Genomic DNA, 24,579 nt, shown 5'->3' with positions numbered 1-24,579 from the left:
CGTTCCGGCACATTCTGGTGGTTTGCATGGGCAACCTGTGCCGCTCGCCTGTCGGTGAGCGGATGTTACAACAAAAACTGCCCGACCATATCGTCCGTTCTGCCGGCCTGAGCGCTGTGACAGGGCAAGGTATTGACCCTGATTTTGGTCGCCTTGCTTCTGAATATGGTGTGTGCGTTGATGATCACTCCGCTCGCCAGCTGACGCCGGAGATGTGCCGAAAACAGGATCTGATTCTGGCCATGGAACGGCGACACATTGCCATGATGGCCAGTATTGCTCCTTATGTGCAGGGCAAAACGTTACTGTTCGGTCACTGGCAAAACCATCTCGACATCCGCGATCCCTTCAGGCGTAGCCCTGAAGCACATCAGCTTTGCATTCAGCAGTTACTGATATCTGCGACCGGCTGGATTAGTGCGTTAAGTCATACAAAAAAATGGAATGAACAGGAATTGTCATGCATAAAGACCCCGCACGCAGTGCCAGAGAAGCACAAGAAGAGTGTCTGATAGACATCCATTATCTCTGGGGTGTGATTATTGACAGCAAAGCCCTTATTTTCAGTCTCACATTGCTCGGTACCCTGCTGGCGATGGCTTACAGCCTGGTAACCACACCTGTTTATCAGGCTGAGGCGTTAATTCAGATTGAGAGAAACAGCGGTAGCGATCTTTTCAATGAGTTAAACAGCTTTCTACCCGAGGGCAATTCCAGCGCCAGTTCGGAACTGGTTTTGATCAAATCGCGCTCGGTGCTGGGAAAAACGGCGGCCGATTCAGGACTTGATATTGAGGTCAGTCAACAGCATTTTCCGTTACTGGGCAAAGCATTCTCACGGCTTTCAGGACAGGGTGATTATTCCCTGGATATCGGACAGTTTGAGCTTCCCCCGGGCTTGTTGGGGGTGACTTTTATACTGACCTTAACGGAAGATGGCGCATTCATTCTTGAAGGCGGCGGTCTGGCCGTTAGCGGAAAAAAGGGTGTTGTTCTGCACCACGGAGATGTCACGTTTTTACTTAACAACACCAATGCGTTGCCCGGTACGCGGTTCAGTTTAAAAAAGCTGAGCAGTTTCAGGGCGAGCGAACGTATTGATAAGCATTTCAGCGTACGGGAGTCGTCAAAGGACAGCGGCATGTTACTGCTTTCCTTACAGGGCGATAATCCTGAAAAGATCCGCCAGATACTGAATGCAATCGGGGAGAATTACATTGAACAGAATATCGCCAGAAAGTCGGCATCAGCGCAAAATAGTCTGGGTTTCTTAGAAAAGCAGATCCCACTCGTTAAGTCTCAGCTGGAGACGGCGGAAAACAGATTAAGTGACTTCCGCCGCGTTCACAGTTCAGTTGACCTGACGCTTGAGGCGCGGAGTATGCTGGAAACCGGCGCAGCGGTGAATGTGCAACTGAATACGCTTGAATTTGATGAGGCTGATCTTGCCAGGCTTTACACTAAAGCCCACCCTATGTACCTGGCGCTGGAGGCAAAAAAACGTGATTTATTGAAAACTAAAGCCTCGCTGGAAAACCGGATTAACAGCATGCCTACAACCCAGCAGGATGTTCTGCGGTTAACGCGAGATGTTGAGTCTGCCCAGGCTATTTACATGCAGCTTTTGAACAAGCAGCAGGAGTTGAATATCAATAAGGCCAGTACGGTGGGGAATGTCCGGGTGATTGATCCCGCAGAGGTCTTACCTGACCCTGTCCATCCTCGTCTGGTGTTAATTGTACTGGCCGGAACGGTCCTGGGAGCGTTATCTGGCATTGTTTTGACCCTGGTTCGCAGATTTTTCAAACGCACCATCGTCAGCTCCGAGCAAATTCAGGCTCTGGGGTTACATATATACAGCAGTATTCCTTTCTCTCAGCCAGAGAAACGGCAAAAGGAAAAAGTGCGAAATCAAAACCGTGCTGATAGCGGAGGGGTGCTGGTGATGCGATGTCCCGACGATCTGGCCACTGAGGCGATACGGAGCTTAAGAACCAGCTTATATTTCCAGCTCAAAGTAGCCAGAAACAATATCCTCATGGTCACCGGCCCGACCAGCCAGATGGGAAAAAGTTTTGTGAGCAGCAATCTGAGCGTTGTTTTTGCACAGTCTGGCCTGCGGGTATTGCTGGTCGATGCCGATATGCGCCGGGGTCATTTGCACACGCTCTTCAATCTCGCCGAATCGGGAGGGTTGACAGAAATACTCACCGGAGAAGCACAGCCTGCGGAGTGTGTCAGCCGGACAGACATTCCCGGACTGGATATCATTTCAAGGGGGGGTACGCCGAAGAACCCATCAGAGTTACTGCTCGGCAACCGGTTTGGGGAACTCTGTTCATGGGCTGGGCAATACTACGATCTGGTGGTGATGGATACGCCTCCTATTCTGGCCGTTTCAGATGCGGCGATTATGGCGGCTTATGCAGGCATGAATCTGATGGTGGCGCGGTTTGATATCACTACGTCTGCCGAACTGACCTATTCCATCAAACGTTTTGAGCAGGAAGGACACCCGGTCAATGGTGTAGTTCTCAACGCGACTTTACGGCGTAACTCGCAGTATTTCCAACAGGGCTATTACGAGTATTATCAATATGACCGCGAACATCAAAAATAATAAATTATCTTATGCAGGCAGTATTACGTGATTGGGATATAAAATGTATTTATCACGGAATCAGTTAGTGGTAACAGGAGCAATTAAGATCGCTTACGCCTTCTTTGCAGTACTGGTCTTTGCTAAATTTACCTCCCTGGGAGATACGCAGGATTATCTGAGCGGAGAATACCTGGAGCGTAATAATATTGCCAGTACTGCGTATCTTATGTCGGTCATTGGCAGCGTACTGGGAAAATGGGGTGGGTCTGTCCTGTCGGTCGGACTATCAGTGACGGGAATGGTATACCTTTTGGAAAAAGCGAAACTTTCTCCACGGCATACCTCACTGGCATTGCTGCTGATGGCCCTGCCGTCCTTCGGTGTCTGGACATCTATTCTGTCGAAAGAAGTCTTTGTACTGTTCTCATTCTGCTTGTGCACGGGTGGGCTGATAGATGTCTTAACGCGACGCCGACGATTTTTCTCATTGGTGCAAATAGTCGGCCTGGCGCTATTAACTTTTATAAAGCCGCATTACTCCGTGAGTATTTACCTGTCACTGCTGGGCATTCTGGTTTACTACGCCGGTTTCAAAAAAGAATTAATGCTGTCGCTGATCGTCATCATGCTGGCGATCTGCATCGGATTATGTATTCATTATGTACATGAAATTTACTATTACACCCAGATCATGCCACTGCATTTTTCTCAAAGTGGCGGATCGACCCGGGAAAATACATTTTGGCTGAGTGAATGGGATTTCTTCACGTATCTCCCCATCGGGGCGCTGATGGCCTTTATTGGTCCAACAATTGAGGAAGCTGTGCGTTCGCCCAAACTGTTGCCATCCTTATTAGAAGGATACTTTCTCTTTGGTTTCATTGTCGCGAATGTCTGGCGATCTGTTTTTTACCGTAATCATCTTAACGTCATGGGTTTTTTATTGATGATAACGTTTGTAGTGGTTTTATTCCTTACCCACTACCCATTTGGTTTGTTCAATCCGGGCTCTGCTGTGCGCTACCGTTCCGGATTTATCTTCCCTCTGTGCATCTTCATGCTTTTCCTTGCCGCCCGCAACCGTCCTGCTAGGGACGGTTAAGCCGACGGTAAGCCAGAACATAGCAGAAGACAAACAATATCCTTGCAAACACGAACATGGCAATGGCCCCCGTAACTGAACAGGCATAAATCATCCCGTAACCTGCAACAGCAGAGACCAGCGACACGAATACTGAAATGTTACGGAACACCCGATCGTGACGGTTTGGCAGGAAATAGCCGTAGGCAAAGGCGGTCAATATACCGTTAAAGAAGATGCCGGGGCTCAGGTATCTCATGTAGTCAGCTACGTCTGGATAGGTGTTTCCCAGAAATAACGCCATCACCTGATCACCATATAACCAGATAATCAGCACAGGAATGAGCGATAACAAAATATTGAGGTACATCAGGTGGATAAATTGGCCTTTACCTTTAGCAATGACAGGATAGGCGGCTTTGGACAGCATGAGCTGAACGGCACCGGCGATGGCCACCAGACGCATCGCCATGCTATACGCCGCAAAAACCGGTGGGCTAACCAGAGAGCCAATCACCAGCAGCGGAATATTACTATACAGATTGGGGGAAAAATCGCCGACGAAGCTGTTCCATCCCTGTCGGATGGTGCGCAGGAGTTGATTAAAATTGAGATGTTCCTTGATGGATAAGCAGGTCACGCGGTACCACAACGCACAAATACCGGTCACGGCGTAGGAAAAGGCATTAATAAATACTGCAGTTAACATGTCTCCGGGGCTTTTAACCAGTAACAGCAAGGCGGCGATTTGCAACAGGCGCGATACCAGTGTTGAGACAGCCAGTGCGCTCAGTTTTGAAATCCCCTGGTGAAACCAGGCGGCAGTCAGGTAGTGGCCACCCAGAGTCAGAACGAAGTAACTGAGTGCTGTGATGATTGATACGGGCGGGACGGTATAACGCGTATATGTCGTGAAAATCAGACACGAGCACAGCCCAAACAGCATTCTGACAGCCTGATACTCAGTGTAGAGGGGCTGGAGTTGTGTCGGATTTTGATGTTGTGCGATCTGTCGTACACCTGTTATCTGCGTACTGTAATCTGTCAAAATCCCCGCAAAAAGTGACGCGGAAATGAAGATAAAATAGTACCCGCAATTCTCTGGTCCTAATACGCGTGATAAATACGGCATGGTGACTAACATCATCACAAGATTCAGCACATTAATTAAAGAAAGGCTTAAGACATTAAAAGCAGTTTCGCTGAATCGGTTTTTTATACTCATCCTGAAATCCTGCGTAGAGAAATTTGCCAGGTAAATAATTACTGAGAATTAATTTTATCAAATATAGAAAAGATTGAATAGTAAAATGTAGATCAAATGAGGCAGGCTATGATACTGAAGATAAGCATTTGCTCACTACTGGCTGGTGACTCTTTACAGGCGTTGGGATTGCAAGTCGAGGATGGTGTGATATTTAACACTGATATAAAAAATCGATTTTATATTTTTTTTACAGGAAAGTATGCTGTTGTTTCAAATAGTCTCATAAAGATGAGAGAAGAAAAACGGTTAACAGTCAATGAGCACGCAAAAGAGTTTTACCTGCGTTACGGATTTATCAATCCACCGTTTACCTTATACGATAACGTCTATCTGCTCGCGCCTTATATTGGCATTTGTCTAAATAAACCTTACTCATGCGTGACGCGCTATCCTGAAGTGATTAAATATGAAGACAGCACGTTGGAATTACAACAGGAAATCCAGAATGATATTAAAGGTTATTTAAGAGAAGAAAATGGTAAATATCAGATTTTGTTCAGCGGCGGATTGGATTCGTCCTTGCTGTTGGGGATTGCTCATGAACTGGATATGACAGACAGTGCGGTTAACTGTTTTATGTCTTCTATGCCGGATGAGAGCATCAGAGCGCAAAAAATGTGTGAATCAAAAAATATTCCTTTCAGGAAAGTGAGAGTCAATGATGACCTCACCATCATGGCAGGAAAATTTATTGATTACACGGCAGAACCCATCGCCGATAAAATTGCATTGGTGATGCCTGCCATTTTTTCTGCGCAAGAGGCAGAAAGAAAAGAAACGATTTTAGATGGACAGGGCGCTGATTCACTTTTTTCCGGGCTCCCCCACGACAGGCTTTATGATTTTTACACAAAAAAAGGGTATCACCTTCTTGGACAATGTTTAGGGTGGCTCCCGGTGTGGAGAAATAAAAAAAATCCGCTGGGAAGGTGTCTCTATCGTATGACAAAATCATTGAATTGCCTGGGGGCTGCAAATCCAGTTGCAATGATCATTCGCTCATTAGTTGAAAATGAGGCCGAATTACTCTCACCCGATAATCATGTACAGAAATGGCTCAACAAGGAATTGAACTCTCTTTATGATCATTTGGGTGATTTTCATCTGGTCATACGCTACTTCTTTATGTTCCGTATGCTACCTGCGAGGGAAATGCAAAAATATATACTCGCAGAATCATTTGGTTATCGATTTAATTTACCGTTTCTCGACCAGAGCTTCGTTACAAAATACTTTTATTTTCCACCTTCAAATAGTATCAAGTCGGGAGTTTATAAATATCCTGTTGTTACTGCTGCCAAAAAATACTGGTCTGATTTTTTTCACAACAGCCGCACCAGCCCCTTTCAGGTTGATTTTAACACCGGCGGGGAAACAATAAATAATTTCTCAATTTCATATATTTTAAAAAGTTAATTAACTTTTAGGTCAAGGATGAAGATAAATTTATGCTTAAAAGTAAAAGCAAGCGTATCGCCATTACCGCAAATACCAGTTGGTATCTTTATAATTTCAGAAGAAATACGATAAGGCGATTATTGATTGAGGGGTATGAGGTTGTAGCAATTGCCCCTCAAGATGCGTATTCAGAAAGGTTGATACAGCTTGGGTGTAATTATATTACGTTGAAAATGGATCAGGGGGGGATGAATCCTTTTAAGGATTTTAAAACGTTGCTTTCTATTTTTAGGGTGATTTTTATTCAGCGGTTTGATGCTATTTTAAATTTCACGCCAAAAAACAACATTTATTTTTCACTGATTGCAAGGATGTTTTCTATCCCCGTTATTAACAATATTGCTGGGCTGGGGAATGTTTTTGTAAACGGTGGCATCAAACGGACTTTTTGCCGCCTGCTGTATAAGGTAAGCCAGGGTAGCGCTGCGACTCTTTTCTTTCAGAACGAAGAAGATCGCAGCATGTTCATCAACGATATTATCCCTGGTTATTCTCGCTCAGAGCGTATACCTGGTTCGGGTGTTGATTTGCTACGTTTTGCCCGAACAGATGCGCCAGATGATGGCGTGGTACGGTTTATTCTCGTTGCCCGTATGCTTTATTCAAAGGGGATTGAGCAGTACGTAGACTGTGCCAGGATGCTAAAAAAAATCTATGGGGACGGCTGTCAGTTTGGCTTGTTAGGGTTTCTTGATGTCAATAACCCCTCGGCAATAACCGCACAGACAATGGCAGCATGGTCCGCAGAAGGGATCATTGAATACCTGGGTGTATCGGATAACGTCGAGCTCGAACTGGCAAAGTCAGACTGCGTTGTTCTGCCGTCTTACTATCGCGAGGGCGTGCCCAAATCTTTGCTGGAGGCGGGAGCAATGGGTAAACCGATAGTGACAACGGATAATGTAGGCTGCCGTGAAACTGTCGATCACGGTATCAATGGTTTTCTCTGTCAGCGACAGGATACTGACAGCCTCTTACTGGCTCTCGACAAGATGATAAACCTGTCGCACGCTGAACGTTGCGAAATGGGTAAAAGGAGTCGTATTAAAATGGAGCAAGAATTTGATGAAGGGGCTGTTATCAAAAGCTATATGTCTGCCCTGGATAATATCTTCAGCCCGCAAATAATCACAGCGCCGAAGCCTTCAGGAAGACCGAAACTAAATTAATTGTATCTTATATCTGGGTTGAACCGGCCTGCCGGATATCGGCAGGCCGGGGGATCAGCTTTCCGGCTGATGCTCCGCTATCTTCGTCCCTTCCGGGTAGACTTCTGCGATACGTAACTGATAGACCATAGTGGCATCAGGTGGGACTCGGGGGGGATAACCCTTCTCGCCGTAAGCCAGCGCCGGGGGGATCACCATCGTCATGGAACCGTGGTTCTTCAGCAGTGATAGCGCTTCTTTGAACAGCGGGGGAAAATCAGCTATCTTTTGCGACAGCGTGGCGCCAGAGGTTTCCATATCCTGAATGACGGTACCATCAGTCAGCATTTCTTTGACCACCACATCTACGATGGCATCTGCCGGAATGGCACTGTCCCCTTCATAATCTACCTGATACCAGAAACCACTTTCCGTGTGTTTAACCGCTTTGCGGTTTTTAAAGGTATTGAGGAAATTATCATCTGTTTTGTGTTGATGAAGGAGAGTCTCCTCCCGTGCCTTACTTAGCTCTTTTTCTGCCGCGAGCAGTGCCGCATTTAATACCTCATCATCTAAGCGTCGTCTGCCGTTAAAGGTATCCACGATGCCAGCCAGAATAAGCTGTTTATCGGTATCAATACCCCAATGATAACGCTCTTCCTGCATCTGCAGGATCTCTTCACCAAGGGAAATGCCGGCTGCATAATCCTGGCGCGTTTTCTCCGTATTGAGTTTGTCCGGCCCCAGGGCAGGGAGCAGCACTTCTTTTTTTGCTACCGTTAGTGCCGTCTTCAGTTCATCTATCTCTTTGCTGCTCTTTTCCTGTAACTGTTTCAGTGCCTCTGCCTGAGCCACCGCATGCTGCTGTGACTCCCCCTTCATGACTTCCAGACGTGCCGCCATTGTGCTGTTTTGTTCCTTTACATGGGCAAGCTCATCGCGCAGTGTCTCTTCCTTTTTCAGTGCGGCAGCGACTTCCTGGTTCGCCAGTTCAAGCTTCCTCGCGGCCTGTAATTCATCGGGTGTGATGGCTAGCGCATGCCGGAATTCCCTGCCCATCGCACGGACACCTTTCAGGTCAGGCGGCACAAAGGGTTTTACCTCGTTAGACTGGCGAAGCTGTTTTTTTAAAGCGCCGACTTCCTGAGTGAGCTGTGTGATGGTGGCGCGCAATGTTGCCACTTCTTTAGCATTAATACTCCAGTTTCCCGGTCGGGGAGATGTCCGCACGGGGGGGGCAGTGCGACGTGTGGGATCGGGGCTGCTGACAGGTGGCTTCGACGGCTCTTCCTGCGGTAAACTGCCTGCCTTTTCCTGATACTTTTCAGCAAACTGTAACAACGCAGGAATATGATTTTGCTGCGGTGCTTCGGCCCGTGAAAATGAGGCCAGAAGGCCAGCTGTCATCACGGTCAGCCATATCCATGTTCTTGCCGGGAGGGTCATTTTACCGATTCTCCCTGTTCGACCAGGCCGAGCAGGATGGCCTGATCAATTTGGGCACAAAGTTTGTTCACACGATAGCGGTAAAGGGAATCAATCGTATCCTGGGTCTCGTTGTTGATACGTGTGCGCAGGCTGGCATAGCGCGCAGCGCCTTTCATCAGATGCTCAAAAGCCTGATGATAAGTACTGAATTGCCGGGCATTAACGCTGTGTAACGCTTCCAGAGTCGTATTGCACTGCTGAAGGCGAAGTGTATCTTCATCAACCTCGGTTTGTGCCTCAGCACCCGTGATGGCATCCACAGGTGCGATCTCATCATGCGACTTTTCAGCTTCTGTAGCCGTACTTTGGCAACCCGCCAGCAGGCAGGCCACTAACAACAACTTCAGCTGAGATATTTTTAAAAAAAGGGACATAACTTTCCTTGTCATTTCGAATCTGTCACGTAGGGGGGAAGAACATATGCGGGCGTATGCCTGTGCTGAACCGGTGGCCTTTCAGGACGAGGGTGATCCTTCGGCAATTTTTGCCATAGAGTTGCCAATCAGCCACCGATACAAATCGGTGGTTCGGGAAAGATTCAACCTGGCCATCGCTTTACGCTTGTGGCAACTCACCGTTTTTTCGTCAATTTTGAGGACAGAAGAGATCTCTTTGATACACATGCCCCGTGACAGCAAGTACAGCACCTGCTGCTGACGGGAGGTCAGTTGCAGATCGCCGTAGGTTCGATGGGGTTGAATATGCGGGTCATTTGCACCCTTAACGATGGTATCGATCAGTTTACATAATACCCCCCTGCCCTGGTGTCGGTAAAAGATCGACGATATGTTGTATCTGCTCACGTACTGGTCTCCCTTTGACGCTACCAGCACCAGTTTTTTCATATAAGACGCATGGCGTATCAGGCCGAACGGGAGTGAGTTTTTGGGGCAATGGGAGTTGGGTGTGGCCCATAATATCATGTCGGCCATTGGATAAGCATGAGGCACGGACATGAAAAAAACGGGCATATTCTTCTGGGAGAAATACTCTTCAATATAGGTTTGTAACCCCGTTGAGAAAATTCTATTTTCATCAACAATTAACACTTTAAAAACACGTTTCATTTCGTAACCTCCTGTTTCTTTTTAATTTCTTCCATGTCAAATCGCTTGTCGTCAGGAAACATAATCGAAGCTTCCCGTTTAATCTGCTGATACCGGTCATCCTTAAGTAAAGCTAAAACTCCGACCAGATTGCCATACACATTTCTGTCTATGCGGGATAACAAATATTGCTCAGCCCAGAGTTGATACAGGTATAAGTTTTTTATATTTCGCGTGTTATTAAAAACCAGGAGATCGTGAAGGTTTTTATCGTACTGCCAGCGTTCACGGTTGATCCACAGGTCATATTTCATAACTGCATGCGTATGTTCGAAATCCCTGAACTGATGGCGTTCAGCCTTATTCAGCACCAGATTGGCGTACAGTCCATATGAAAATAGCCCCAGCGCCGCCAGTGACAGAACGATAACCGGCACCTTTATCCAGCTTATCCGGCAGGGAGCTATGCAGACCTGAGGAGTGATATTCAACTGACCGGCTAGCAGTGCCGCCAGCATCAGAAACACCGCCCAGTGAGGTGCTGACGAGGTAAACGGGAACTCTGTCTGAGTATGCAGCAGCATCGGGAGCAGTATGCCGATCAGAGCCAGGGGCAGCGGGCTGCTTTTATGCCCGTATTTTGTCAAAAATATGCGGCAGGCTCGCCACAGGACATGGGCTCCGGCTGCTATCAGCACCAACATGCCACACAGTGCCACCATTCCACCCTCGACCCACCAGAGTAAAATTTCATTGTGCGGGTGGCGCACGACCCCTAATCCCAGGGTCGAGAGGTGTTGTGCAGCACGAAAGTGCTGGAAACTGAACTCAAAGCTACCGTAACCCCAGCCGAGAAATGGCCTGGCGGCAATCATCTTCAGCGTGTCCTGCAAGATAATCAGTCGGGCATAGTTCGAATCTGCATGTGTAACAGACGGCAGAGCACCGTGAGACTTCACTATCAAAGCCAGAACGATGCCAGCGCCTGTGAGTCCTGCTGCGAGCGCCGCTTTTTTTGGCGCAACTCTGAATCCCACCGCCAGCAGCAGCAGGGACGCCATGCATCCACCCAGCCAGCCAATGCGTGACTGTAGCCAGACCAGTAAGGCCGTAAATAACACCAGCAACGCTGCCAGAAGCAGGTTGGTGATCATTTTCACGCGGCCAGGGGCAGGGGTCATACCGGGTATGCAAAACATCCCCAGTACCAGTGCAAGGCCGGTGGCGATGAAGCTGGCCAGCAGATTAACCTGCTGGAAAACGCCGTAAGGGCGGCCATTCAACATAGGATAGGCGAAATAATCCGGGATGCGGTGCACCGTAAAAAGTTGTCCTGTTGCTATTACCGCCTGGAGCGTGATGGCAAAAAGTAACGCGGTTAATACCCAGCGAAACCGTTCCTGAAACAGGCTGTACTGCCGCAGCGACAGCGTAAAGAGAGCCCCTGCCATCAGTGCAGCCCAGCGCGAACCGGCAGTGTCGTACCACTGACTTTGGGTAAAGAGCAAAGGCAGAAAAAGTACCATGATCGCCAGTAAAATAATTCGGGTGGTTGAGCCAAAATAAACAGGTTTATTATGAGAGATGCTTATCCATATCCCCACAGTAATGGCAGCAATCATTCCCCATGTCAGGATGTTCATCGGAAGCTTTAACCCAGACCCACCCATATTCGGTAAATAAAGTGGTATCAGTAGCACAAGCCAAATCATTAGCAGTATGAGCGGCATTCTCTGCATGACACAGTAAAATTGAGAGCCAGCCTTTTCTTTCATTAAATACATGCGATTACCTGCTAATTTAAGATTTTTCGACTCTGTAAAGCTCACTACCGTTAGCTAAAAAAGGGTTTAAATAAGAATTCTTATCCAGTTACACGTATCCGGCCAAAAGCGGCGTCGGACTATTATATCGTAAAAAAACTAAAATACAGAACAAAAACCACACTGAACAAATAATGAGATTGATTATGTTGTGTTAAGTAATTTTATTAGATTTTATCTCTGTTATTATTATTTTATTGTTTCCCTTTCATTCTATTATTGCGAAGTTAACTCGATGTTATTCATTCCCTTTTAAATGAAGAGCTCTTTTGTAATAATTTTTTCAGACGAAATGTAAGGGTGAGATATTTCATTGGTTATTTTATGTGACCTTTCATCGAATACTCATCTGGCCGTCGTCTGTTACCGGTTGTTTACGATTAGGATGGGGATCTTTGTTTCCCTTCCTCTGGAAAAGCTTTCCAAAATTCATTTAAAGGAATGTAAGATGAAAATGAACAAAATTGTTCTGGGTTTAGCTCTGGCCATGAGTGTCTCTACCTTTGCTCACGCAGCAGCTGTCGTGGATCAAGGGCACGGTACTGTAACCTTTACTGGTTCAATTATTGATTCACCTTGTTCAATCGATCCAGACAGTATTGATCAGACCGTAAACCTCGGTCAGGTCTCTACTGTTGCGTTGTCTGAAAACAGCAATAAAGGCATTTCTACGCCAAGGAATTTCTACATCAAGCTAGAAAAATGCAACCTGGAAGGGGCCAGTAAAGCGGTGACTGCGACCTTTACAGGTGCTGCAGGCACGACTAAAGGCATGCTGGGCATGACCGGTACGGCAAAAGGCGCAAGTATTGCGATGACTGACGGTAGCGGCAAAGTACTGGAGCTGGGTAAACCAACCTCTGCTCAGGCGCTGCAGGACGGCAACAATACTCTGGCATTTTCTGCTTACCTGCAGGGTGACGGTGCTTCTGAAGGCATTACCCCGGGTGATTTCAATAGCGTAACTAACTTTACCTTAGCTTATCAGTAACATAGCATGAGCTGCAGCATGTGGGACCTCCCACATGCTTTTTTATCCGCTATTTTTGTCAGGTCGCTTATGTACGCAAAAATTAGCATCAGCGCATTTATGTTACTCGTCTTTTTTAGCGGTTTACATCCGGTTTCTGCCACTCAGTTTCATAGCTGGGGCAGGGTAAAGATGCTGGGATCAATTATTGAAACAGCTTGTGCGATTGATACGGAGAGCCGCGATCAGACGATTGATATGGGCTTTATACCGATGGTTCAAATCATCCGCAGCGGACAGAGTATCGATCATCCCTTAGAGATAAAATTAGTCAACTGTAGGCAGGCAAACCATACAAAAAATCTGGATGACGAACAGCATTATCAGATCACTTTTGATGGCATAAACGATGCGGGTTTATTTGGTTTAAGTGGCGATGCTCAGGGAATTGCTCTGCAAATTGTTGACGGCCATGGCAACGTGGCACGTCCTGGATTACCGTTACCAAAAATCAATGTCGATAAAACTGAGATGCCATTGCAATACTCATTGAGATTAGTGAGCAATAATAAATTATTACGAGCCGGAGAGTACTTCTCTACGGTGAAGTTCAAAATGGATTATTACTAGAGAAAAATTGTAGAGTTAAAAGCCCGAATGATTAGTGTCTGATTATATCAACAGGGCAGATTTCATAAAAATGGAAGTAGCGCCTGATGGAACATAATAAAATGCCTGCAAAAATGGCGTTGTCACATTTAAAGTTATTTCCTTCGCGCCCGCGAATTATGGCGCTTATTCTTAGCTATATGATTAGTGGCGGAGTTTTTACTGCTGGGGCAGAAGAATTCTCATTCAACACGGATGTCCTTGATGTCAGTGACCGGAGTAATTTCGATTTAGATCAGTTCTCGCGCAGTGGCTATATTATGCCGGGCGATTACGTCATGTCTGTTCATATTAATAAGCAAGAGCTGCCTGAGCAGCCCGTTACCTATTTTGTGCCGGAGAGCGACCCAAAAGGGAGTGAGCCCTGTATTACCCACGATATGGTTAAACAGTTTGGCCTGAAGCCTGGCATGGATGACAGGCTGACCTGGTGGCATCAGGACCAGTGTCTGTTAATCAGTAGCCTGGATGGGATGACCAGCAAGGGGGATCTGGGAACCGCTGTGCTTTATCTGGGGATCCCGCAGTCCTGGCTCGAGTACACCGCCGAGGACTGGGACCCGCCGTCCCGCTGGGACAACGGTATTCCAGGTATTTTGCTGGATTACAACATCAACACCCAGACCCAGCGGCAGTTAAAAACGGGTACGCAAAGTAGCAGCGTCAGCGGTAACGGTACTGTGGGTGCGAACTACGGTGCCTGGCGACTTCGTGCCGACTGGCAAACTCGCTATGACCGTTTAGGGGGGGAGAATTCCTCGACACAAAATAGCTGGGACTGGAGTCGTTATTACGCCTACCGTGCGCTCCCCCGCTTAGGCGCATCGCTGATTATCGGTGAGAACTATCTTAACTCCGACATTTTTGACAGCTTCCGCTTTGCCGGCGTAAGCCTGATGAGCGATGACACGATGTTACCGCCTAACCTGCGAGGTTATGCCCCTGAGGTAACCGGTGTGGCAAAGACGAATGCCAAAGTCATCGTCAGCCAGCAGGGACGTGTGATCCATGAAACCCAAGTGGCCTCAGGGCCGTTTCGTATTCAGGATATCAATGATGCCGTCACGGGACAGCTGGACGTGCGGGTCGAAGAGCAGGACGGCAGCGTACAGGAATTTACGCTTAATACCGCCAGTATTCCTTATCTGACCCGTCCCGGGACCGTGCGCTATAAGGTGGCGATCGGGCGGCCCAATAACTGGCAGCATCAGACCAGCGGACCGTTGTTCACCACCAGCGAGTTTTCCTGGGGGATCAGTAACGGCTGGTCTGTTTACGGCGGTGGTGTAACCGGGGGGGATTACAACGCGGTTGCCTTAGGAATGGGCCGCGACCTGCTGATGTTCGGCGCATTGTCGCTGGATGCAACGCAGTCTCGCGCCAGCCTGCCGGGTGAAGAGGCAACGTTTTCCGGAGGCTCATACCGGCTGAGTTATTCAAAATCCTTCGACGACTATGACAGCCAGGTGACCTTCGCTGGCTATCGTTTCTCGGAAAAGAACTATATGAGCATGAGCGAGTATCTGGAGGCGCGTACGAATGGCTTACGTTCACAGAACAGCAAGGAGATGTACACCATCACCTTCAATAAGCAGTTTCGTGAACTGGGCATGAGCGCCTATCTGAACTACAGCCATCAGACCTACTGGGATCGTCCGGCTAATGACCGTTATAACCTGACCCTGTCGCGTTATTTTGATCTTGGCAGTTTTAAAAATATCAGTCTGTCAATGACCGGCTATCGCAATAAATATAACGATATCACAGACGATGGCATGTACCTGTCACTGTCGCTGCCATGGGGGAATCGGGGGTCAGTGGGCTACAGCAATTCATTCAGCCGGGATAACACCTCTCACCAGCTGAACTATTACGACCGGCTTAATAATGATGACAGCTACCAGATCAGCAGCGGAATGTCTCGCAGTGGTACCACGGCCAGCGGCAGCTACAACCATCAGGGAGACCTCGCCGAGGTTAATGCCAATGTCAGTTATCAGGAGGGGAAATACTCTTCTGCGGGATTGACTTTACAGGGAGGGGGAACCGCGACACTGCAAGGTGCTGCACTGCATCGTGGCGGCTCTCAGGGGGGGACGCGTATGTTGCTGGATACCGATGGCATTGCCGACATTCCACTCAGTGGTTACGGCGCGAATACGCGCTCCAACTATTTTGGCAAAGCTGTGGTGACCGACGTTGGTAGCTATTATCGCAATCGGGTGAGTATCGACCTCAACAATATGCCAGAAAATGCCGAAGCCGTGCGTTCAGTGGTGCAGGCCACCCTGACTGAGGGGGCCATCGGCTATCGAAAGTTTGAGGTTATAGCCGGAGAGAAGGCAATGGCGGTGATCCGCCTGGCAGACGGCTCCGTGCCGCCGTTTGGTGCAACGGTACTGAATGCCAAAAAACAGAATGTCGGCATCGTAAGTGATGATGGCAGCGTCTATCTCAGCGGCATCAGAGCCAATGAACATATGAAGGTGAACTGGGGGGGGAAAGCGCAGTGTGAGTTGTCGCTGCCGGAGATTCTTTCTAACAGTAACCATACCGATTTACTGCTGCCGTGCCGACGGCTGGTGGCAGAAGATGACTGATATCTGAGCCGGATCGCGTTAATTGAAAAGGATCCGATATTATAACTTTGAATGAGATCGTTACCATGACATTAACAATCAACACCACTGCAGTGACCGTTAGTCTGCTGGTGACACTGGCTGCTCCCTCGGCCTTCGGCGCGATCGCGCTGGATCGCACGCGCGTGATCTACGACGGTAGTCAGAAGTCGATCAGTCTGAACGTCAGTAATGAGAACAGGCAGCTACCCTATCTGGCCCAGGGCTGGATTGAAGATGCACAGGGTAACAAAGTCAGCAGCCCGCTGACGGTTTTGCCCCCGGTACAGCGTATTGAGCCCGGTGCAAAGAGCCAGGTAAAAATACAGGGCCTCCCCGCAGTAAACAGCCTGCCACAGGATCGCGAATCGCTGTTTTATTTCAACCTTCGTGAGATCCCGCCGCGCACGGATAAACCAAATACTCTACAGATTGCCCTGCAGACGCGCATCAAGCTTTTCTATCGCCCGGCTGCGCTGATGAATACTACCGGGTCAATGAGTGTGCCGTGGCAGGAAAAAGTCACGCTCGCCAGGCAGGGCGATCGTTACGTAGCGAGCAATCCCACTCCTTATTACGTCACCCTGGTGGATGGCAGCCGTGCGGTCAAAGGGGAGTCGGTGAAAGGTTTTGAACCCGTAATGCTGGATCCGCAAGGCAAGGCCACCCTGTCAGTCGGCATCGGTGATCTCGGCAACAGTCCGGTTCTGACCTACATCAATGATTACGGTGGGCGTCCGCAGCTTAAATTCAACTGCAGCGACAGTCACTGTAAAGCTGAGGCCGTCAAGGTTCACTGACCCAGTGTTAATTTATGACGCAAGGAGGGGGGTATGTGGAAGAAAACATGGAGTGTGAGCACAGTTAAAGGGTCACTTATCGGCCAGCGTTTCAGGAAAAATCTGTCTGTGCTGCTAAGTTCAGTTCCGATCATGACGGGGTTTACCGTTCTGTTCCCGGCGCATGCGGTCAATAACGTGCAGACAGATGACGTTAATGGGGTCATGCAGGTGCATGGTGTGCTGAGCGAAAGTGCATGCCGGCTAGATATGGCCTCTGCCTGGCAGGATATTAACCTGGGTTATATTGCCACGGGTCGACTGCGTCACGCAGGCGATCGAGGCTCGCCGGTACAGGTTCAGCTGAAGCTTGAGGACTGCATTGCAGGTCCTGCACGTTCGCTGGACGAACGCAGCGGTAATCTGCGCTGGAGTCCGGGGCAGCCCGCTGCCACGATCAGTTTTTTCGCTCCGGCCGATGCCGATAACCCACAGCTGATACAGGTTTGGGGAGCCAGTGGCATTGCGCTGCGCATCACGGATAAGCTGGGTCGCGATATTCGTCTTGGCAGTAAGGGGGCCAATCTGCTGTTGACGCCGGGTAACAACCAACTGGTTTACACCCTCATTCCGGTACGTACCACTGCGCCACTTAAGGCAGGGGCATTCCAGGCCAAAATCAATGTGGGGCTGAGTTATGACTGACAGAATAATGGGAAGGGGCCGCTATATTCTCATTTGCCTCAGCATAATGGGCGGTCTTCTTACCAGCCCGCTTGCTGTCGCCGTGACGAATGTCACGGTGAAAGTCACCGTCGTTGCTGCACTTGCCTGCGTGATCAATGGTAATCAGCCAGTCCAGGTTGACTTCGGTCAGATGGTTCGCATTGACAAAATTGACGGCAGTTATGCACTCACTGAAATAAACGACGGAATTACCTGTCAGAACAATGCAAACAATGCACTTAAACTTAAGATTAGTGCCCTGACCACCAGTTTTGATGCTAAGGCGATAAAAACGGATCAGGCCGCTCTGGGTATCGCTCTTTATAATGGAAACACCAGAATTAGCCCCAATGAGTGGATAAATTTTACCTGGCCAGATAAGCCATTGTTAAAAGTCGCCCCGGTTAAGCAAAGTAATGCCTCGCTGAAAGCGGGGGCTTTTTCAGGTTCGGCGACCTTGACGCTGGACTATCAATGAAAATGCTAAAGAAAATACGATCATGAAAAAAATCATCGCCTCTGTGATAATGAGTATTATGAATATTTCTTCGGCCTGGGCAGTATCTGCCGATGTAAAATTTTCAGGAACACTCATTAATCCTGTTTCATGTGTGGTTGAAAATAAAGAAAGCGGTGTTTTTATTAACTTTGGTGATGATATTATTCCAAGGAAAATTGATGGTGTAAATTACACCCGCGAGATAGACTTAAATATAGTATGCCAGGCTCCGGTAACGAATGCGCTAAAAATAAGATTTTATGGTGGTGCCCCACTCTCAGGCTTTGATAAAAATGTCGTTGGTTTGACTAATCCTTATTTGGGTATTGCGTTGACAATGGATGGCAGGAAAGTTGCAGTTAATGAGTGGGTTAATTTTACATATCCTAAGAAATTTATTTTGAAGATGACACTGGTAAAAAAGCCCGATATGAAAATTCCATCTGGTTCATTTAGCGGTTATGTGGTTACTTATATTGAATATCAATAATGATGAATAAAAAAGTCTTTGTTATTTTCTTCTTTCTTCAAACTGTGACCACGCTGCCTTTTTCTGCACTGGCAGAGGCCAGATTGACGTTTCAGGGAACGGTTCTGGATGATCCTCCCTGTATCTTTAATAGTGGAAATGTGATCAATATTGATTTTGGTGCGACGATCATCACCACACGCGTTGATGGGATCAATTACAGCCAGGAGGTGAAATATAACCTGGTGTGTACTACTCCGCCGCTCAATACGCTACGTATGCAGATAATCGGCGTTGGGGCAGCTTTTGACGCGAAAAATTTATCCACAGACAAAAGCAATCTTAGCATTTCATTCTTTGCCGACGGTAAAGCGTTGCCAGTGAATCAGTGGCTTAACTTTACGCTTCCGCAACAACCCCAGTTAAAGGCGGTGCCCGTTAAAAAAACAGGCTCTACTCTAACCGGTGGCAGTTTCATCGCAACTGCAACCATGATGATTGAGTATCAGTAAATGCAAAAAAAAATTCATAGCGTTACAGGTATAAAGTTTTTGTTGATGCTCAGCGTGATATGCGGCCCGTCAGGTCATGCAGCGGATAATCTCATACTGAAAGGCACTTTGCTGGAGCCCCCCCCTTGTGAATTTAATATGGGTGAAACATCTCAGGTGAATTTTGGCGATCGGGTTGGCGTAAGAAAAGTTGACGGTAAAAACTACAAACAGAGAGTGAATTATAAATTTGTTTGTGATGCTGATTTAAAACCGTTTTTGGTCACCCTTCTTCTTACGGGAGAAACCACCAGTTACGATAATGCAGCAATACAAAGTGACCGGGATAATTTGGGTATTCGTATGCTTATCGATGGCCAGCCTTTTACGGCAAATATGCAGATAGTGATGGTTCACGGACGTCTCCCGGTCATAGAGGCTGTACCGGTAAAAAAACCCGGCAGCACACTCACTGCCGGGGCGTTTAGTGCAGCGGCAACGATAAGGGTTAATTACCTATGACCTACTGCCGACACAGGAAGTGCCTTTTACAAACGGTTTATCACTGCGGCATCGGCGCTTTTCTATTAACAGAGCTTTGTAGTAATGCTTATGCGATAGATAATGTGAAAATGACGGGTGCGCTGATCGAACAGCCTTGCCTGATTGCCCCGGGTGATGAAAGTATACAGTTGGATTTTGGGACAATCATTGACAAGTACCTTTATCTGAATAAGCGCACCCGGGGCCAGGAATTCCAGTTGCATCTTTCGGAATGTGACTTGAGTCTTGGCACTACGGTGAGCGTTGCGTTCCGTGGTACAGAAAACCGACAATTGCCTGGGCTGCTGGCCATTGATTCTGCCAGCAAGGCGAAAGGTTTTGCGATTGGGCTGGAAACATCTGAGGCTCAGCCTTTACCCGTAAATAAAGCAAGCAGTAAATACCCATTACGTGCCGGACATAATATCATCTCACTGAAGGCGTACGTCCAGGGTGAGCCGCAGGCATTAACAAACCAGAAAATAGAACTCGGCCCATTTAGTGCAACAGCGACATTTTCACTGGAGTATGAGTAGTAACTTTAAAAAGATATTGTTTTATTGATCATTCTTAATGAAATAGTTGCCACTTCAGTATTTAATGGTCTGGAGTAAAGTTAAAAATAAAGTTATGAGTGAGCAGTTAATTGCACATGTTGATATGGTTATTAACTTTCAGTGATCCTACTGATTAATGCAGGTAGGAGTGATCATTATATGGACTCACGAAGGTTTTCGGGAGGGTGTCCGGTCTGTGCAGTCTCTATTATTAAGGTGGGAAAGATATTTTTGACCATGAAGCTATCAATGAGATTAAACTGAAGCAGTTTAAGGTGGAAAGTAGCTTTACCGTAAGTTGTACCCTTACTGCAACAGTAAAATTATCACTGGCCGGTGGCATTAATACATTGGTGATTCATGATGGAGTTTAAATAAAAAATATTTACAACAAACCCTTGAAGAGTCATGTCGATGCGAGTTCTGGTACGAACAATTTATGATTAAGATCAACACTCAGTCATGTTAAACCGGGTATTTGACAGTCGAGTGCAGTACTGATTATAGAATCACTCCGGGTTTATACACCTCTCTTTTCTGTTACTGTTATTCAAAATACTAGGGATGAGAAAACCCTCACCCTGGTCTTATTTAACAAAGACAGGAGTGATCATCATACAGTCGGGTCGAAAACCCGGAGTTGGTTGATACACGGCTGATATAATTCTTATTGATGCACAGGCCATAGCACGGGATAGTCAGAATAAAATCGTCTGGCAGACCATTTTCGTTCAGCAGCATACGGGTACGAAAAACAAGCTGATTAAAGCTGTTTTCTTTAGGTTTACTTAAGGTGTTATTCCATACCATAGCCATAATATCATTTTTTTCATTGATGCCTTTAATCAGTGCATCGATTAAACGCGTTTGATGTTTGCTTAAGACAATTTTTTTATTATGACGTTTCAGTATTAATTTTTTGACGTCAAGAACCAGTATGTCGTTTTCAAAATAGGTGACATTTTTCATGGAGAGTTACTTTTTTATCTCATTAATAATGACTCACGAAATAAAAGGGATACCCTGAATATATCGTAAGAGGTGAGGTAAGCTCAGCAGCATGGTGAAGTTGTTCCGTATTACAGGGGCCTGATTTCACCGATGATGGGTGCCTACCGATGCAAATAACTTTACCACCTCGCCATTTTAAATGGTCATATATATCGCTATGTCTATTTGATTTAGTTTTTTATTCTGATAAATATTGGTATGTAGATTTATGCTCCGGTGTTGTTATATTTGTGAAAGTTGCTATAGACTCAAAGCAGGATTTTTCATCCTGATTTTCGCTGTGCCAGCGCGGACTTTGCACCAGAAAGGGCTCGTCGGGCGGAAGAAACTAATAAAGTACAGTGTAGATAATAAAAAAAGTGTGATGATCAGTTCTGAGGGCCAGGTATGCACTATTTAATTAATGGGGTGGTGACGTTTAACCCAGTGGATTACACCCTGATAAGTTCAGATAAAAGTGTAGACATGCTGACCCTGAGTAGAATAAGCAGTGAATTGTTACAGCTTTTTATAGCCAGTAATGAAGTTCCCTTGACCCGGGAAAGTATCCTCAGCGAATTGTGGGAAAAGCGCGGCCTGAATGCTTCAAGTAATAATCTTAATAATTATGTATCTATGCTGCGTAAGGCGCTAACACACTGCGGCTGTGAGAGTGTGATTACGACTATTCCTAAGCACGGATTTATTTTTAGTGCAGAGATTACGCTCTTACCGCAAACGCAAAAAAAATCCACTATTCCAGCCACTGCGGCGATTGACTTAACAGAGGTGCCGATCTTTTTTCAGCACAATGCGCCCGCTTCCAGGCGATTAATACCGACCTGGTTCGCATTACTCTCTATTGTTGCTCTGCTGCTGACGGGAGCTATATCTTATAAGGTTTACGATAATTACCGGTTGGATTCCTTAAGAACGGAAATTTATCGCAGCGATCAGTGTCGTTTCTGGTTAATTGATGACCTGACGCGTAGAAAATCCTCCGGCTGGATCATATCCAGAATAAAAGAAATCATGAAAGCCGAGAGGGTTAACTGCAGACTGCCGGCAAATATCTATTTCTCTTCAGATAAGCTGTTGGACTCTCGGGGCGTCGCCATTCTTCACGAGGTGTTCAGTTACTGTGCGTATAACAGTAAAGCACCTTGTGAAAATTATACCTATGCGCGTTACGAAGGCGATAATGAATAAGAAATCCTATGCTCTTATGATTGGCGTCACGCTACTGGCTCTGTGGATGGCTACCGTTTGGTTGTTCAGGGAGGACATGCCGGATGAAAATGACTTTGAGTGCTGGGGGCGGTTGCATACCCGTCTTCAGATAGATGAGTGCCAGCGAACCAGCGCTGCGGATATATTTTTATCGATGCATAGCAACGGTAAAGGGTATTTGCTGGTAAATGGCAGCTGGTCATGCCAGCACGCGGCGCAAAATGTGGTGGATGGGATGGTGAACTTCAATTTTGAAAAAGAGGGGGATTACTATTCTATTACGGCCAGAGATAAGGTTCCTGCGTTGGATAAAATTATCGGTGTTCTGCGGTATTCTTCGTTGAAAGTGAAAATTACGCGCCTGAACTCTGGCGATTATATTCTGGCATTACCTAATGAGTCGTTGATGATCTGCACTGCAGATTAGCGTTTTATACTCCCTGCCTCAGCGTAGCTTCTTGCTGAGGCTCATTGTTCCCCGCCAGACGTGCGTTTGATGGCTGAAAATGACGGCCCGGACACGTTAGCCGGGGCAGGTTTTCACTTTTTTTAGTTATACAAGTTTCGGCTGACGTGATTCAGCTCTTAAAAATGGCGCTATGGGGCCCCAGGGCCCGGTCAGTCGATACCAATCCTGTTAACCGAATGTTACTTTCGCGCTGTCGTTTGATGATAACAACAGCAATTAACGCGGTTAACGGATACCTTCTTTATGAAAACTTCTCTGTTCAAAAGTCTTTATTTCCAGGTACTGACAGCCATCGCCGTCGGTGTGTTGCTGGGCCATTTCTACCCTGAACTGGGTGCCCAGATGAAGCCGCTGGGCGACGGGTTCGTCAAGCTGATTAAAATGATTATCGCCCCGGTGATCTTCTGCACCGTGGTGACCGGTATCGCCGGTATGGAAAGTATGAAAGCGGTAGGGCGCACCGGTGCGGTGGCGCTGCTCTATTTTGAAATTGTCAGCACGATCGCTTTGATTATCGGTCTGGTAGTGGTGAACGTGTTGCAGCCCGGCGCCGGAATGAACGTTGACCCGGCGACGCTGGATGCTAAAGCGGTGGCGATGTATGCCCAGCAGGCGGAACAGCAGGGCATTGTGGCCTTCCTGCTGGATGTGATCCCGGGTAGTGTGGTCGGTGCCTTTGCCAGCGGTAATATTCTCCAGGTTCTGCTTTTTGCCATTTTGTTTGGTTTTGCCCTGCACCGCATGGGCGATAAAGGCACCCTGGTGTTCAACTTTATCGACAGCTTCTCTAAGGTGATTTTCGGCATCATCAACATGATCATGCGCCTGGCCCCGATTGGGGCATTTGGGGCCATGGCCTTCACCATCGGTAAATATGGCGTCGGTTCACTGGTGCAACTCGGCCAGCTGATTATCTGCTTCTATATTACCTGCGTGCTGTTTGTAGTGATCGTGCTGGGGCTGATTGCCCGGGTGGTTGGCTTTAATATTTTCAAATTTATCGCCTATATCAAAGAAGAGCTGCTGATCGTTCTTGGTACCTCATCCTCTGAATCTGCCCTGCCGCGTATGCTCGACAAAATGGAGAAGCTGGGTTGTAAAAAATCGGTGGTGGGTCTGGTGATCCCGACGGGTTACTCCTTCAACCTTGACGGCACCTCGATTTACCTGACCATGGCGGCGGTGTTTATCGCTCAGGCGACCAACAGCCATATGGATATCTGGCATCAGATCACCCTACTGGTCGTGCTGCTGCTCTCTTCCAAAGGGGCTGCTGGGGTCACCGGCAGCGGGTTTATTGTGCTGGCTGCGACGTTGTCCGCCGTCGGGCACCTGCCGGTGGCCGGACTGGCGCTGATCCTCGGTATTGACCGCTTTATGTCCGAAGCCCGCGCCCTGACCAACCTGATTGGTAATGGCGTGGCCACCGTGGTGGTAGCGAAGTGGGTGGGCCAGCTGGATGAAACACAGTTAAAAGAGACGCTGGATGCAGGGAAAAAGCGTCAAAAAACCGCCTGAAAGGTCGTCTTAAGTACTTAATTCACAAAAAATCACTGCAAATGCCCGTCGTGACTTGCCCCTCACCACGGGCATTTGCATAATAACCCTCATATTTCCATCCGTCATGCTTCAGGCGGCTTCTGCGTCGGCTTCACT

24 protein-coding genes are annotated in these 24,579 nt (G+C 47.4%); 18 read left to right on the top strand and 6 right to left on the bottom strand.

The features are described from left to right. The first annotated feature begins 17 nt into the window (after positions 1–17). From ACZ3HG_RS11955 to ACZ3HG_RS11945, 3 genes are all read left to right on the top strand, one after another. A complete protein-coding gene (locus ACZ3HG_RS11955) occupies positions 18–512 on the top strand; it encodes an arsenate reductase/protein-tyrosine-phosphatase family protein (RefSeq protein WP_465332981.1) in 495 nt (164 codons plus the stop codon). After that, positions 461–2,620 (top strand): polysaccharide biosynthesis tyrosine autokinase, encoded by a 2,160-nt coding sequence (locus ACZ3HG_RS11950; RefSeq protein WP_465332914.1) that lies wholly within the window; start codon positions 461–463, stop codon positions 2,618–2,620. Before ACZ3HG_RS11955 ends, ACZ3HG_RS11950 begins: the two co-directional genes overlap by 52 nt. 67 nt (positions 2,621–2,687) lie before the next feature. Next, positions 2,688–3,704: a hypothetical protein gene (locus tag ACZ3HG_RS11945; protein ID WP_465332913.1), complete on the top strand. Its 1,017-nt coding sequence runs from the start codon at positions 2,688–2,690 to the stop codon at positions 3,702–3,704. On the opposite strand, the gene ACZ3HG_RS11940 is transcribed toward ACZ3HG_RS11945, so the two are convergent. Beyond that, a complete protein-coding gene (locus tag ACZ3HG_RS11940; protein ID WP_465332912.1) occupies positions 3,691–4,908 on the bottom strand; it encodes an oligosaccharide flippase family protein in 1,218 nt (405 codons plus the stop codon). The two genes, ACZ3HG_RS11945 and ACZ3HG_RS11940, sit on opposite strands and share 14 nt — an antisense overlap. A gap of 108 nt (positions 4,909–5,016) precedes the next feature. On the opposite strand from ACZ3HG_RS11940, the gene ACZ3HG_RS11935 reads away from it, so the two are divergent. Next, positions 5,017–6,366 (top strand): asparagine synthase-related protein, encoded by a 1,350-nt coding sequence (locus ACZ3HG_RS11935; RefSeq protein WP_465332911.1) that lies wholly within the window; start codon positions 5,017–5,019, stop codon positions 6,364–6,366. A 32-nt stretch (positions 6,367–6,398) separates the two neighbouring features. Beyond that, on the top strand, positions 6,399–7,577 hold the full coding sequence (locus tag ACZ3HG_RS11930) for a glycosyltransferase family 4 protein (RefSeq protein ID WP_465332910.1): 1,179 nt from the start codon (positions 6,399–6,401) through the stop codon (positions 7,575–7,577). Between the two features lie 54 nt (positions 7,578–7,631). Here the strand turns inward: ACZ3HG_RS11930 and ACZ3HG_RS11925 are convergent, their stop codons facing one another. The 4 genes from ACZ3HG_RS11925 to ACZ3HG_RS11910 all read right to left on the bottom strand — a co-directional run bounded on the left by ACZ3HG_RS11925 (position 7,632) and on the right by ACZ3HG_RS11910 (position 11,874). Next, positions 7,632–8,963, bottom strand: coding sequence for an FKBP-type peptidyl-prolyl cis-trans isomerase N-terminal domain-containing protein (locus tag ACZ3HG_RS11925; RefSeq protein WP_465332909.1), 1,332 nt, complete (start codon positions 8,961–8,963; stop codon positions 7,632–7,634). Between the two features lie 35 nt (positions 8,964–8,998). Continuing rightward, on the bottom strand, positions 8,999–9,418 hold the full coding sequence (locus ACZ3HG_RS11920; RefSeq protein ID WP_465332908.1) for a hypothetical protein: 420 nt from the start codon (positions 9,416–9,418) through the stop codon (positions 8,999–9,001). A gap of 81 nt (positions 9,419–9,499) precedes the next feature. Next, positions 9,500–10,111, bottom strand: coding sequence for a helix-turn-helix domain-containing protein (locus ACZ3HG_RS11915; protein WP_465332907.1), 612 nt, complete (start codon positions 10,109–10,111; stop codon positions 9,500–9,502). Then, positions 10,108–11,874, bottom strand: coding sequence for a PglL family O-oligosaccharyltransferase (locus ACZ3HG_RS11910; protein ID WP_465332906.1), 1,767 nt, complete (start codon positions 11,872–11,874; stop codon positions 10,108–10,110). Before ACZ3HG_RS11910 ends, ACZ3HG_RS11915 begins: the two co-directional genes overlap by 4 nt. A 487-nt stretch (positions 11,875–12,361) precedes the next feature. Here ACZ3HG_RS11910 and ACZ3HG_RS11905 point away from each other — a divergent pair, with 487 nt between their 5' ends. From ACZ3HG_RS11905 to ACZ3HG_RS11860, 10 genes are all read left to right on the top strand, one after another. Next, positions 12,362–12,904 (top strand): fimbrial protein, encoded by a 543-nt coding sequence (locus ACZ3HG_RS11905; RefSeq protein WP_465332905.1) that lies wholly within the window; start codon positions 12,362–12,364, stop codon positions 12,902–12,904. A gap of 69 nt (positions 12,905–12,973) precedes the next feature. Continuing rightward, complete coding sequence (locus ACZ3HG_RS11900; RefSeq protein ID WP_465332904.1) at positions 12,974–13,513, top strand: fimbrial protein; 540 nt, start codon at positions 12,974–12,976, stop codon at positions 13,511–13,513. A 113-nt stretch (positions 13,514–13,626) separates the two neighbouring features. Next, positions 13,627–16,152 (top strand): outer membrane usher protein, encoded by a 2,526-nt coding sequence (locus ACZ3HG_RS11895; protein ID WP_465332980.1) that lies wholly within the window; start codon positions 13,627–13,629, stop codon positions 16,150–16,152. 65 nt (positions 16,153–16,217) lie between these two features. After that, positions 16,218–16,970 (top strand): fimbria/pilus periplasmic chaperone, encoded by a 753-nt coding sequence (locus ACZ3HG_RS11890; RefSeq protein ID WP_465332903.1) that lies wholly within the window; start codon positions 16,218–16,220, stop codon positions 16,968–16,970. Positions 16,971–17,078: 108 nt separating this feature from the next. Continuing rightward, a complete protein-coding gene (locus ACZ3HG_RS11885; protein ID WP_465332902.1) occupies positions 17,079–17,654 on the top strand; it encodes a fimbrial protein in 576 nt (191 codons plus the stop codon). Next, entirely contained in the window at positions 17,647–18,153 is a 507-nt protein-coding gene (locus ACZ3HG_RS11880; protein ID WP_465332901.1) for a fimbrial protein, read from the top strand. Before ACZ3HG_RS11885 ends, ACZ3HG_RS11880 begins: the two co-directional genes overlap by 8 nt. A gap of 22 nt (positions 18,154–18,175) precedes the next feature. Further along, positions 18,176–18,664 carry a fimbrial protein gene (locus tag ACZ3HG_RS11875; RefSeq protein ID WP_465332900.1) on the top strand — a complete coding sequence of 163 codons (489 nt, stop codon included), beginning with the start codon at positions 18,176–18,178 and terminating at the stop codon, positions 18,662–18,664. Further along, a complete protein-coding gene (locus ACZ3HG_RS11870) occupies positions 18,664–19,155 on the top strand; it encodes a fimbrial protein (RefSeq protein WP_465332899.1) in 492 nt (163 codons plus the stop codon). The genes ACZ3HG_RS11875 and ACZ3HG_RS11870 overlap by 1 nt, the downstream gene beginning before the upstream one ends. Further along, a complete protein-coding gene (locus ACZ3HG_RS11865; protein ID WP_465332898.1) occupies positions 19,156–19,656 on the top strand; it encodes a fimbrial protein in 501 nt (166 codons plus the stop codon). Next, positions 19,653–20,213, top strand: a complete 561-nt coding sequence (locus ACZ3HG_RS11860; RefSeq protein ID WP_465332897.1) for a fimbrial protein — start codon at positions 19,653–19,655, stop codon at positions 20,211–20,213. Before ACZ3HG_RS11865 ends, ACZ3HG_RS11860 begins: the two co-directional genes overlap by 4 nt. Before the next feature lie 612 nt (positions 20,214–20,825). Here ACZ3HG_RS11860 and ACZ3HG_RS11855 read toward each other — a convergent pair. Further along, entirely contained in the window at positions 20,826–21,203 is a 378-nt protein-coding gene (locus ACZ3HG_RS11855; RefSeq protein ID WP_465332896.1) for a winged helix-turn-helix domain-containing protein, read from the bottom strand. Positions 21,204–21,632: 429 nt separating this feature from the next. Here ACZ3HG_RS11855 and ACZ3HG_RS11850 point away from each other — a divergent pair, with 429 nt between their 5' ends. From ACZ3HG_RS11850 to ACZ3HG_RS11840, 3 genes are all read left to right on the top strand, one after another. Further along, the gene (locus tag ACZ3HG_RS11850; RefSeq protein WP_465332895.1) at positions 21,633–22,433 is read left to right on the top strand and encodes a winged helix-turn-helix domain-containing protein; all 801 of its coding nucleotides are present in this window, start codon (positions 21,633–21,635) and stop codon (positions 22,431–22,433) included. Beyond that, positions 22,426–22,881, top strand: a complete 456-nt coding sequence (locus ACZ3HG_RS11845; RefSeq protein ID WP_465332894.1) for a hypothetical protein — start codon at positions 22,426–22,428, stop codon at positions 22,879–22,881. Before ACZ3HG_RS11850 ends, ACZ3HG_RS11845 begins: the two co-directional genes overlap by 8 nt. A gap of 285 nt (positions 22,882–23,166) precedes the next feature. Beyond that, a complete protein-coding gene (locus tag ACZ3HG_RS11840; protein ID WP_191934419.1) occupies positions 23,167–24,441 on the top strand; it encodes a dicarboxylate/amino acid:cation symporter in 1,275 nt (424 codons plus the stop codon). Positions 24,442–24,579: the final 138 nt, after the last annotated feature.

Source organism: Erwinia sp. PME.40.26/001, from assembly GCF_055556675.1.
This window is presented reverse-complemented; position numbering and strand designations above follow the sequence as displayed.